This is a genomic window from Alteribacter aurantiacus DSM 18675, from assembly GCF_000429705.1.
Lineage (GTDB): Bacteria > Bacillota > Bacilli > Bacillales > Salisediminibacteriaceae > Alteribacter > Alteribacter aurantiacus.
This window is the reverse complement of record NZ_KE386941.1, coordinates 759733-771922: the sequence shown is the minus strand read 5'-3', so window position 1 is coordinate 771922 and position 12190 is coordinate 759733. Positions and strand designations below refer to the sequence as shown.

The 12190-nt window shown below is 42.2% G+C and carries 10 protein-coding genes; all 10 read right to left on the bottom strand.

Annotation, left to right across the window (positions count from 1 at the left end; translation table 11 throughout):
• Positions 1 to 114: 114 nt before the first annotated feature.
• Positions 115 to 1158 carry a hypothetical protein gene (locus tag G476_RS0107165; RefSeq protein ID WP_026689497.1) on the bottom strand — a complete coding sequence of 348 codons (1044 nt, stop codon included), beginning with the start codon at positions 1156 to 1158 and terminating at the stop codon, positions 115 to 117.
• Positions 1159 to 1217: 59 nt separating this feature from the next.
• Positions 1218 to 2486: a tetratricopeptide repeat protein gene (locus tag G476_RS0107160; RefSeq protein ID WP_026689496.1), complete on the bottom strand. Its 1269-nt coding sequence runs from the start codon at positions 2484 to 2486 to the stop codon at positions 1218 to 1220.
• 226 nt (positions 2487 to 2712) lie between these two features.
• A complete protein-coding gene (aroA, locus tag G476_RS0107155) occupies positions 2713 to 4005 on the bottom strand; it encodes a 3-phosphoshikimate 1-carboxyvinyltransferase (RefSeq protein ID WP_026689495.1) in 1293 nt (430 codons plus the stop codon).
• Positions 4006 to 4020: 15 nt separating this feature from the next.
• The gene (locus G476_RS0107150; protein ID WP_026689494.1) at positions 4021 to 5124 is read right to left on the bottom strand and encodes a prephenate dehydrogenase; all 1104 of its coding nucleotides are present in this window, start codon (positions 5122 to 5124) and stop codon (positions 4021 to 4023) included.
• Positions 5125 to 5143: 19 nt separating this feature from the next.
• A complete protein-coding gene (gene hisC / locus G476_RS0107145) occupies positions 5144 to 6232 on the bottom strand; it encodes a histidinol-phosphate transaminase (RefSeq protein WP_026689493.1) in 1089 nt (362 codons plus the stop codon).
• Positions 6233 to 6271: 39 nt separating this feature from the next.
• Entirely contained in the window at positions 6272 to 7066 is a 795-nt protein-coding gene (trpA, locus tag G476_RS0107140; RefSeq protein ID WP_026689492.1) for a tryptophan synthase subunit alpha, read from the bottom strand.
• A gap of 1 nt (position 7067) precedes the next feature.
• Positions 7068 to 8891, bottom strand: coding sequence for a tryptophan synthase subunit beta (gene trpB, locus G476_RS0107135; protein ID WP_245579641.1), 1824 nt, complete (start codon positions 8889 to 8891; stop codon positions 7068 to 7070).
• On the bottom strand, positions 8881 to 9651 hold the full coding sequence (gene trpC, locus G476_RS0107130; RefSeq protein WP_026689490.1) for an indole-3-glycerol phosphate synthase TrpC: 771 nt from the start codon (positions 9649 to 9651) through the stop codon (positions 8881 to 8883). Before trpC ends, trpB begins: the two co-directional genes overlap by 11 nt.
• Entirely contained in the window at positions 9651 to 10673 is a 1023-nt protein-coding gene (gene trpD, locus G476_RS0107125) for an anthranilate phosphoribosyltransferase (RefSeq protein ID WP_035186223.1), read from the bottom strand. The genes trpC and trpD overlap by 1 nt, the downstream gene beginning before the upstream one ends.
• Complete coding sequence (locus G476_RS0107120; RefSeq protein ID WP_026689488.1) at positions 10670 to 12163, bottom strand: anthranilate synthase component I family protein; 1494 nt, start codon at positions 12161 to 12163, stop codon at positions 10670 to 10672. Before G476_RS0107120 ends, trpD begins: the two co-directional genes overlap by 4 nt.
• Positions 12164 to 12190: the final 27 nt, after the last annotated feature.

Below are 12190 nucleotides of genomic sequence, written 5' to 3'. Positions count from 1 at the left end.
TTAATGTTCTTTTAGTATGATGGCAATGAACAAACATTGATCATGTTGGAACGGCCGAAATTAAAATGGGAACGGAAGCTAAGAAAAAAAACGAGAGAAAATTCCTCTCGTTTTTTACATCATCAGCCAGTCCGCTTCAGTTAACCGATCGTTCGACAAGGTATAATAAACCTCATCTCCAATCCTCTTCTCTAATAGTAGGTCCAAGTGAACGAGCATGGCTAGAATTCTTTTTTCAACGATTTGACGTGCATCATCATAGTAATAAGAATCAACATAAGGCGTAATAAGTGACACAAGCGCATCCTTTTCCAATGCTTTTTCCTGTCGATTGAGATAAAGTCGAATCAACTTTAATAGGTAAGGTAGCTGTGGTATAGCGCGACTGTATTCTTTAATATATGCAAGTATGAACCTTTTCATAAATTGGGATGTACTTAACTCTTCAGCTTTGCTCCACTCTTTTGTTACTACCAGTACGTCTTCCTCTTTGATCCAACCGTTTGTGAATGCAAAGCTGTAAATAAGTGAAAAACGATCAGGGTAATGATAGAAGTGACGACCGTAGCCAAACCGCCATTGCTCATTTGGCACCTCTTCTTTGTATTCCATTTTCTTCAACAAGCTTTTTAATTGAAGTTTTCCTATTGTTTGTTGATTTGTAAGAACGAACTTCTTCTCACTGACCTCATCCATAAACGAATACAGGTCGAAAAGAATCGTCAAATCTTCTTTCACCTCTGTGTTGGGGATATAGACAATGTCATCTTGACTACTCTTTTTCAAAAGCATTGTTACGATTTTTTTTAGCTCATCTGGTATCGTCCACTTACCTTTTGTTGTTGGAAAAAGCCACCCTTCACGCTCAAGGATGGAAATGGACCTAGGAACGTTCTCTTTTTCCGACTTCGTAACCAGGCCTACCAATTCATGATATTGCCACTCTATATGTATACTTTGACTAGTAAAAATAACGAGTTGTTTTCCGCAACGATCGAGCTTATTTAAAGACTTCGTACGGTTACTTACATCCGTAATGGACCTAATAACTCTCTCTACACACCGCTGTCTGGACCGTTCTTTTTCACCTTCTATGTGATAAAGGATTTCAGATAGTGACTGCTGAGGTAATTGAAGTAACACTTCCATGACATTCATAATAACAACCCCTTCTTCACGTATACTCTTAGTATGAGAAGAAGGGGTTCACTCTATTACTATTTTTCTAGTAACTGTTCCAATCGTTCTTTAATGTCTTGCCTTTGCGGGTCAATTTGGATAATCTTCCTCAGCAAATCCATTCCTTTTTCTCTTCGTCCCGCTTCAAGCATAGCAAATGCTGCTTCTTCAAGGATTTCAGGATCATCCCCATATGCGAGAATGGCTTTTTCGTAAGCGTCTGCCGCTTCAGTAACACGGTCATTTTCGTAAAGAGCCTTTCCTTTGTACCGATCGAACAATGGATCAGTTTCTTGATAATCTTCCAAGAAGGATACGAGTTCAAGGAGTTCATCATAGCTATCGGTGTTTTCGAAGTAGAGAATGAGTTCTTTTACCGCTTCCACATTTGAAGGATTGATTGCAATGACCTTTTGCAGGAACGTTCTCCCTTCTTCGTTTAACCCTTTTGAGAATTGTATCCTTGCCGCTTCAAGATACAAGCTTTCATTAAACTCATCTCTAGCTATCCCCTCATTGATTACGTCTAAAGCTTTATCTGTTTGAGAAAGGTGTCGGTAAGCTGTAGACAGATAAGGATAAAGGGTTGTATACGATGGATCAAGCACTTTTAAACGCTCGAATTGCTCTACTGCTAACTCATAGTCCTTCATTTGAAGTGCTGTATAGGCATAGCCAAAAAGACCGTCCGGGTCCACTTTCTTTTCCAAACCTTTTTTATAATTTGAAAGAGCTTCTTCAAACTGACCTGTTGCACTATACGCTTCACCAAGGCGAAGAGAAGGGTTGATCTGGTCATCATCAGGTAGCTGGTCGTCATGAATCGCTTTTTTGTAGTAAGGTATGCTCTTATTGTAATCTCCTCTATTTAAATAGAATTCCCCTAATCCATATTGAAGGATAGGCTCGTCAGCCGCTTTATTGATGGCTTGCAACAGCTTTTGTTCAGCCACTTCATCTAAGCCTTGATTCTCATAAAGATCTGCTAAGAGAAGCTGGGACTGTGCATACACCGGGTCATCCTCATGTACTTCCAAAAGCATCTCCATCGCTTCATCTTCTTTGCCTGAGTCAATATAACATTCTGCAGCAAATGCAAATAGCTCTCCATGATCAGGGTAACGAAACATCAAATCTTCAACTACCTCGATTGCGCGATCAACCAAGCCTAGCTCAAAGTAAAGTTCTGCTATTGTCCGCTTCGTTTCATCGTCTGCTGTTTCAAAGGCTTTTTTTACTTTATTCAGCCCTTCTTCATGCTTACCACTTTCAATAAGCTCGATGGCTTGTTCAAGTGTTTCGTTCATTATTATCACTCTCTTTTCAATCTATAGGTCTCTTACCATTTTAGCCGATGTGACAGGTGTGTCAAACAGTGTGTTTAATTATAAATGATATCCTTTACGTACATGTAGGGGTTTTTTCGCGGAAATATGCATAGTTCCTGTATAGGTGACATTAAAAAAGGGTGATTCAAAAGGCATAGATACCTTTTAAATCAACCCTTAAAGTATGGAATAGATCTTTTATCATTCACTTCAGACGATACAGTTCTTGGAAGAACCCAGGATAGGAAACATCAACAGCTTCTGCCTCATCGACCACAACTGGGGTGTCGCTCAACAGACCGCACAAAGCAAGGCTCATTCCCACTCGATGGTCATGGAAGCTCGATACTCGTCCACCAAGTAAAGGCGTGCCTCCTTGAATGATCATCCCATCATCCGTAGCCTCTATTTGCGCTCCGAGCGTTTTAAGTTGATTTACCATCGTGTCAATACGATTCGTTTCTTTTACTTTTAGCTCCGCTGCATCCTTAATGACCGTTGTTCCATTTGCCTGAGTAGCAAGAACAGCGATGGCAGGAATTTCATCGATTAGGCGAGGAATCAACTCGCCACCGATTTCAGTGCCCTTTAATTGGCTATATGTTACCCGAATGTCAGCTACCGGCTCTCCAGTTTCCGTTCGTTCGTTATAAATCTCCAAAGAAGCACCCATTGCTTCTAGAACATCCAGAATTCCGGTTCTCGTTGGATTAATACCTACATTTTTAAGTTCCAAACTGCTGTTTGGTGTCATACATGCAGCAACTAAAAAGAAAGCCGCGGAGCTGATGTCACCAGGTACCTCTACATCTCGAGCGGTAAGTTCAGCTCCACCTTCAACTTTAACCTCCCCTTTGTGCGGGTCCTGCTCTACGTGTACTCCAAAAGCGTTAAGCATTCGTTCAGTGTGGTCTCTTGAAACGCTTGGCTCTCTCACGACGGTTACGCCACTCGCTCTAAGACCGGCTAAAAGAATCGCTGATTTCACTTGTGCGCTGGCGACTGGAGAAGTATAATCAATCCCTGTCAACTCACTTCCTCTAACCGAGATAGGAGTTAAGTTCCCTTCTTCTCTGCCATCAATTAACGCTCCCATTTCTTTTAAAGGCTTTGTTACCCTAGACATAGGTCTCTTTGCAATGGAGTCGTCCCCTTCTAATACGCTATAAAACGACGTTCCGGAGAGTAATCCAGTCAACAAACGAATGGTCGTTCCGGAATTGCCCACATCTAGGACCCTTTCCGGCTCCTGGAGTCCCTCAAAACCCCTCCCATAAACGGTAATGGTATCGTCGGTTTCTTCAATTTTTACACCCATTTGCTTCATGCAAGCAATCGTACTTAAGCAATCCTGCCCTTTTAAAAAGCCTGAAATCCTTGATGTACCTTTTGCAATTGAAGAAAACAAAATGGATCGATGAGAGATCGATTTGTCACCAGGAATGGTAACAGTACCATTGAGTCCGTTTGCTGCTTTTTTCACTGTTTCTGTAGTCAATCGGATTACTCCTCTCTATTGGGATTCATAAGCTTCGTATAAGTTGTCTATTAGAACATGTTTAGCTAAGAGCTGATCTTTCTCAGATCTAAAACTCAACCTTAGTACACCCATAATATCTTCACGGGTTTCAAGAATTCGAATGTTTGTGATACTGATTTGTTTTTTGGCTAAAAGGGCTGTTACATCTGAGATGACACCGGGGTGATCGGGAACATCTACATATAAGTCGTAAAAAGAAGGAATGGCCCCTTTCTTTCTTACGGGCAATGCATCGCGAGATTCTTTGGCGATATGGAAAAAATCAAAAAGCTTATCGGCATCCCTTTGCTCTATGTACTCTTTTACCCGCGTCATTTCTTCTTGCCACTTTTCAATCAATTCAAGAAGAACGCCTCGGTTGGACAAAAGAATATCTCTCCACATCACCGGAGATGAGGACGCGATTCGGGTAATATCTCGAAAGCCCCCAGCTGCCAACTCGTTTAGTACCGGTTCTTTTTCACCTTCTTCTTTTAATTGATGAACAAGACCAGATGCAACAATATGAGGGAAGTGACTGACCATACCGGCATAAAAATCATGGGACTCCGGTGATAGCTGAATAAACCTCGCCTCTGTCCCTTTTAACCAGTTTTGAAGCTGAATGACAGCTCTTTCATCTGTTCCTTCCAGAGGTGTCAAGATGTAGTAAGCATTCTCAAACAGATGACTTTTAGCTGCTTCCACACCGGATTTATGGGAGCCGGCCATGGGATGTCCTCCCACAAAATGCACATTCGTCTGATTAAACACGTGCGACGCCTCGCATATGGCTTTTTTTGTACTACCCACGTCAGTTATAATTGCGCCGTTCTTTAACGTTAGGTTAGCCAGTTCTCCCACAATCTCAATGGTTTGCGTTACCGGAGCGGCAATAACAATCAGATCTGCCTGTGTTGCTCCTTTTTCTATTGAGGCTGCAGCTTCATTTATTACACCTAAGGACTTGGCTGCTTTTGTAACATTCTCATTCAAATCGTACCCAAGTACATGCGTATCAGGATGATTCTTTTTTATAGCAAGGGCAAGAGAACCTCCAATAAGGCCTAACCCAATCACAAATAGCTGTTTACTCATGGTTCCCTTCTCCTTTGTTCTATCTGCCGGACACAAGTTTCGTTAATTCGTTAATGATTTCCTCGTTTTGTTCTTTTGAACCGACCGTAATTCTTACACTCGTTGGAAAACCAAGGGCTTCACCGTTTCGAACGATGTAACCTGCTCTAATGAGTCGATCAAACGTGACAGATCCTGACACGTTCAAGTCGAGCAACACAAAATTCCCCTGACTCGGGTAATAGTGAAGGTTATGTTCGTCACAAAATTGCTCGAACATGCGAATGCCTTCTCGATTTTTTTGTTTGCACTCCAAAAGGAAATCATCGTCGTCCAGAGCATAGTAGGCTGCTGATTGAGCAATGGCAGACGTATTAAATGGTTCTCTTGCAGGATCAAGAGATTGCATAAACGCTTCGTTCCCTACACCATAACCGATTCTAAGAGAAGCGAGTCCGTATGCTTTTGAAAATGTGCGAAGGATAAGTAAATTCGAATATTCCTTTAACAATGGTACTGTTTCAGGGTAATCTTCGGCTGTCACGTACTCTTTATAGGCCTCATCACTCACAACGACGACATCTTCAGGTACAGATTTCAAAAAATCTAAGAAAGGCTTCTCTCCAATCGAATTACCTGTTGGGTTGTTTGGGTTACAAACAAAAACGATTTTGGTTCGCTCGTCAATCGCTTCTCTCATCTTATCTAGATCGTGTTCCCCGTTTACGAGTGGAACCTCTTTCACTTCCGCTCCTTCGATAATCGCATTGTGTCTATATTGTGGAAAAGTAGGGGTAGCTGTGACAATATTGTCTCCCTTTGAGAGTAAGGCTCGACATAAAATGAGAATCACTTCATCCGACCCGTTACCGAATAGTAGCTGTTTTTCATTTACTTCTAACCGATTCGCTACTTTTGTACGCAACTTCTGTGCGTAACCGTCAGGATAAACAGCTACATCACTCAAAACGTCTTCAATTGCTTTTTTAGCAAGTGGGGAGCAACCGTATGGATTTTCATTCGATGCCAGCTTGACGACTTTTTCAAGCCCTAGCTCTCTCTTAACTTCATCTACAGGTTTCCCAGGCTGATATGGGGTCAATCCTCTTAACGTTTGTTTTACTTCCATTGTCATCACTCCATCGCTTCATTCTATCTTTCTATGTTATTACGAAATGAGCTCTTCTACAAACTCTTTTAACTCTTGAAGGGCGATTTCTTTATCAGCACCAGTGAGTTGTGCTCTTCTTTCGTGCAAAAAGCGAACGATAGCACTTCCGACAACAGCTCCATCGGCAATGGAATGAAATTTCTTTACGTGTTCTTTTTTTGAAATGCCGAAACCAACGGCAACTGGAGTACGGGTGACCCTTTTTACATCATCTATTAGTTCTTGTAAGTCTGTTTCAAAGGTTTCTCTCGTACCTGTTACACCAAGAGAACTGACCAAATACAAAAAGCCTTCACTTTGTTTGGCAATTGCCTCTACCCTCTTTTTCGATGTAGGAGCGATGAGGGAGATCAGCGCAATCTCTTTTTCTTTTGTCAAACGGCGTAGGTTAGCGCTCTCTTCCATTGGAAGATCAGGAATGAGCAACCCATCAATTTGTGCGTCACTTAATTTTTTTACAAGCTCCTCTTCTCCTACCCGGAGAACCGGGTTCACATACGTAAACAATACAACCGGTACCGTTAGTCCTCTAGACCTCGCTTCTTTTACCAGTTCGATCGCCTTAGTAATCGTCATTCCTTTTTCTATCGCTCGATTCGCTGCTTGCTCAATGACCGGTCCGTCGGCTAGCGGGTCACTGTATGGAACCCCCCATTCTAAAATATCGGCTCCCGCCTCTTGTAAAGAGAGGGCAACGTCAATGGTAGCCTCAGGCGTCGGGTCCCCAGCCATAATGTATGGAATGAATAAATTCTTTCTTTGTTGAAAACGTACATCTGTTAACTGTGTCATCTTATGATTTACCCCCTTCTGCATAAGATTTAATGGTATGAACGTCTTTATCCCCACGACCGGACAAACATACGAGAATGGTTTGGTTTCTCTCCATTTCAGGTGCTTGTTTTACCACAGAAGCTAGGGCATGGGCTGATTCGATTGCGGGAAGAATGCCTTCTGTTACACTAAGAAGCTCTAGAGCCCCCATTGCTTCCTCGTCGGTGACAGCTACATAGTTGACCCTCTTCGTATCTTTATGATGTGCATGCTCAGGACCAATCCCCGGATAATCCAGTCCTGCAGAGATGGAATAAGGTTCTGTGACATTGCCACCATCATCTTGTAGTAAATAAGATAGAGATCCGTGAAGAACGCCCCTCGTTCCTTTTGTTAAAGTAGCTGCGTGAGCGTTGGTTTTTGTACCTTTTCCCGCAGCTTCTACTCCAGTCAGGGAAACGGGATCGTCTATAAACGGATGAAACATGCCAATAGCATTGCTCCCTCCACCTACACATGCGACAATTTCATCTGGCAAGCGTCCTATAAGTTCTTTCATTTGTTCTTTACTCTCTCGACCGATCACACTTTGAAAGTCTCTCACCATCATTGGATATGGGTGGGGCCCTACAGCTGAACCAATCAAGTAGTACGTATCTTCCACGTTCGTAACCCAATGGCGAATCGCTTCGTTTGTGGCATCCTTTAACGTTTGACTGCCACTTGTCACTTCGATCACTTCAGCACCAAGCAGTTCCATTCGAAACACGTTTAACTCCTGCCGCCTCATATCCTCTTTTCCCATGAATACTTTGCATGTAAGACCAAAGCGCGCAGCCGCTGTAGCTGTTGCTACACCGTGCTGTCCTGCTCCAGTTTCTGCAATGATTTTTGTTTTTCCCATACGTTTCGCCAACATCGCTTGAGCGATAGCATTGTTGATTTTATGGGCACCTGTGTGGTTTAAGTCTTCACGTTTTAGGTAGATTCGCGCTCCGCCTAATTTCTCAGTCAGGTTTTCCGCGTACGTCATGGCAGTAGGTCTCCCGCTAAACGTTTCCCATTCTTTATGAAGAGCTTCAAAGAATTGATCATCTTCTTTAATCTCGTTATATGCCGATTCTAATTCTTCTAATGCATTCATCAAAGTTTCAGGTACGTATTTACCGCCAAAATCTCCGAACCGCCCGAATTCATCAGGATATTGGTACGTTTTTTTTACTTTCTCTTCTGTTCGTGCCATTTTATCCTCATCCTTTCTCCCATTCGTTTCAATTCCCGAACTGATATCGACTCCTCCAGGATTAAAACGGATCAATTCGTCCACATTTTCAGGTGTGATCCCACCTGCAACCAGACATTCTTTCTCAACTTTTGACGCCTCTTCCATGTATATAGGAACCGTATTCCAATCAAAGGATGTACCGGTCCCTCCCCATGCACCTTCTACTTTTGTATCAATCACAAAACCGTCAGCTATATGTGAGTATTCATCGATCTTTTCAAAAGCACCTTCCTTATGGTGAATGGTTTTAAATACTTTCACACCGGTCTTCGCTTTGATTTGTTGCAACACTTCCGGTGCCTCGTTTCCGTGACATTGAACAGCTGTTATTCCTGTACTTTCAACCGTATGCACAATGTCTTCTACTGACTGATTAACGAAAACACCGAAAACATATTGGTCTTCATTCAACTGTGTGTGCTGTAGCCATGAGGCGACTTGATGAGGTGTCACCTTCCTTTTACTTTCAGCAAAGATCACACCAAGGTAATCCGCTTTTGATTTTGCAGCTTTTGAAAAATCTTCTTTGGTTGTAATTCCGCAAAACTTAAGTTTCACGAGGGACAACTCCTTTAAAGAGCTCGTCAAGCTTTTTCTCTTTATTTGCAGCAAGCATCAATGATTCACCAATAAGCATGCCGTTTGCTCCATACTCCAAAACGCTTTTAACATCCTCATTCGTGTGAATACCACTTTCACTGATTAGAAGTGTCTCTTTCGGTACATTTTTTGCCACTATTTTTGTTTTTTCAAGTGACGTTTCGAAGGTTTTCAAGTTGCGATTATTAATCCCAACCAAATCCGGTTCGCATTCATTTAAGACATTTAACAGCTCTTCTTCACTATGAACTTCCACTAAGACATCCAACCCTAGTTGTCTCGCATACCGGTGAAAGTCACCTAAAGTTTTGGGAGGAAGAATGGCTGCGATGAGTAGAATTGCATCTGCACCAAGATGGATTGATTCATCGATCTGTTTCTTATCAATCACAAAGTCTTTTCTAAGGACCGGAAGCCCAACGATTTCTTTGATTTTTTTAATATAGCTCGGATCGCCTTGAAAGAAGTCACGATCCGTTAATACAGATATTGCATCTGCACCTGCACGCTCGTATGCCAATGCAATGGCTACAGGATCGAACGCTTCAGAGAATACACCTTTAGAGGGGCTGGCTTTTTTTACTTCCGCAATCACCGCACCGGCTCTGTTTGGTTCTTTGAGCTTTCCTAAGAAGGGACGATTCGGCTGCGGTTGTAGAGACATGGGCTTCATTTCTCTTACTTCTTGTTGTTTTCTTTCTACAATACGGTCTAATATCATGCCATTGCACTCCTTCTCGGTTGTTCATTTAATCGAGTAAGCTGTGTATAGCCGTATCCTCTGTTTAACGCCGTTCTCGCTTTATGAACCCCTTCTTTAATCGTATCTGTTATGCCGGCTGTATAAAAAGCCGCTCCTGCATTGAGCAAAATAATATTTCTGGCACTCTCATTTCCTAATCCTCTTAGGCAGTCGTAAATAACCTTGGCACTTTCCTCTTTCGTTTCCACTTGAATGTGGCTAAGCTCTCCTCTTGTTAGTCCAACTGATTCAGGTGTGATGGTATAAGACGAAATTGTGCCATTCCTTAATTCTGTAATTATGCTCTCCCCTGTAATCGTAAGCTCATCAAGGCCATCCACGCCAGTAACAAAAAGAGCTCTTTCAACTCCTAAATTCTTTGCGGTCTGTGCCATTTTCTTTGCAACAGACTGATCGTACACGCCAATGAGCTGTTGTTTCGTGCCTGCAGGATTTGTAAGAGGTCCTAGTAAGTTGAAGATCGTTTTGACCCCTAGTGACTTGCGTGCTTTTGCTACATGCTTCATAGAAGAGTGATATACGGGTGCAAACATGAAACATAGATTTAAATCCTCAAGCATTTGTTCAGCTTCTTCCTTTGAAGCTTGAACTGGAACGCCCAACGCCTCCAACACATCGGCGCTCCCTGTTTTTGAAGAAACACTTCTATTTCCATGCTTCGCAACTGAAATACCTGCTCCTGATAGAAGGATCGCTACAGCTGTTGAGATATTAAAGGTGTTGGTGTTGTCTCCGCCCGTTCCACAAGTATCAATTAGAGGTGTTTTATTGTGTTCAATCTTTATGCTTTGATCTTTCATGGCTCTTGCAAAGCCGGTCATTTCTTCAACCGTCTCTCCTCTGTAACGCAAAATGGATAAGACTGCACTTACTTGTTCGTCACTCATGGCACCACCCATCATTTGTGTCATGACGTTATAAGCCTCTTCTTCACTTAAGGTACGGTGTTCAAAAATACGCTCAATGTACTGTCTCATCTCATTTGCTCCTCTCTTTGAAAACTTGCATTTGCTTGTTTGATAGCGGAAATTAAAGCACTGGCTTTATTTCTCGTCTCTTCCCACTCAAGCTCCGGTACTGAATCATAAACAACTCCTGCTCCCGCTTGAACATAAGCTTTTTTCTCCTTTAGACGGATCGTTCTTATGGCAATACATGAGTCAATGGTGCCGTTAAAACTTAAATAGGCAACCGTCCCGGCATAGTTTCCTCTCTTGCTCGTCTCAAGCTCTTGAATGATCTCGGTCGCTCTAATTTTAGGTGCTCCACTTACTGTCCCTGCTGGATGTGCACTTAGTACCGCTTCAATCGGGTGCACGTCATCCCTAAGCGTCCCTTCAACTTTTGAAATCAAATGCATGACTTTAGAGAATTTAGTCACTGTCATTAGCTCTGTCGTGTGAATGGAACCATAGCGACAAACCCTACCCAAATCATTTCTCGCAAGATCTACAAGCATGAAATGTTCAGCTCGTTCCTTTTCGTCTGCCAATAGCTCTCTCGCATTCTGCTGATCCTCTTCTTCGGTTCGTCCTCTTTTTCTCGTTCCGGCAATCGGATGAATATCAATGGTTTTATCGCTTTCGATCTTCACGAGTCTTTCCGGAGAACTTCCGATCAATTCTTCATTGAACGTTCGAATGTAGAACATGTATGGAGAAGGGTTCAGCTTCCTTAAAACCCGGTATAACTCCAACCCATCAAGTGTCGTTTCTATTTCAAACCTTTGTGATAAAACCACTTGAAAAGCGTCACCGCTCTCAATGTAAGCTTTTATACGCTTTACATTATCAATAAAATTTTGTTTTGTAACATTTGATTTGACCCCTTCGAAAAGATCTTCAACGCCGGATTCGGTATGGTTAAAGAACCGTTGAATTCCATTCGATTTGGCGCTGGCCATTCGTTTGACAATCTGATCGATCCGGTCTACAGCTTCTTCATACCCGTCCTTTTTATTGGTAGCCTGAAAATGAATGATCGAAAGCTCTTCTTTTTGATGGTGAAAGGCAAGAATGGTTTTGCAGAATACAAAAGAAGCGAGCGGTTCATCTCCACGAACGACTCTATTTTCGCTCATACTCATGGCTTCAAAAGCAAATGAACCTACAGCTCCACCCGGGAAGGGGATGTCAGGTAGATCAGGAGAGACTCCCAGTTTCTTTAACGTCGTATCAAAGGCATGTGTAAAGTCACTAAAACCTTCTAATACGACTCCTTTTTCATCTTTTAAATAAAACGATTGGTTGCTCTCTTCAAGATATAAAAAAGGATCAAGACCGATAAAGGAATATTCGCTCCATAATGACAGAGGGTCCTGACTTTCAAGAATGTAAGCTGCTTCTTTTGTAAATGTCTCAAACAATTGAATAGGTGTAATGGTGTCGCAAACAAAACGCGCAGTAACAGGTATCGTTTTATACACTTCTGCTTGCGTTAAATATGTGGATTTGCTCGTTTCAATCATGTTTCTCACCTCTGATTTGGTAAAAAG

Bases quoted from the DNA above. Each gene is read 5' to 3' on its own strand.
- G476_RS0107165 (WP_026689497.1), bottom strand. From the start codon at position 1,158: ATGAATGTCATGGAAGTGTTACTTCAATTACCTCAGCAGTCACTATCT.
- G476_RS0107160 (WP_026689496.1), bottom strand. From the start codon at position 2,486: ATGAACGAAACACTTGAACAAGCCATCGAGCTTATTGAAAGTGGTAAG.
- G476_RS0107150 (WP_026689494.1), bottom strand. From the start codon at position 5,124: ATGAGTAAACAGCTATTTGTGATTGGGTTAGGCCTTATTGGAGGTTCT.
- hisC (WP_026689493.1), bottom strand. From the start codon at position 6,232: ATGGAAGTAAAACAAACGTTAAGAGGATTGACCCCATATCAGCCTGGG.
- trpA (WP_026689492.1), bottom strand. From the start codon at position 7,066: ATGACACAGTTAACAGATGTACGTTTTCAACAAAGAAAGAATTTATTC.
- trpD (WP_035186223.1), bottom strand. From the start codon at position 10,673: ATGAGACAGTACATTGAGCGTATTTTTGAACACCGTACCTTAAGTGAA.
- G476_RS0107120 (WP_026689488.1), bottom strand. From the start codon at position 12,163: ATGATTGAAACGAGCAAATCCACATATTTAACGCAAGCAGAAGTGTAT.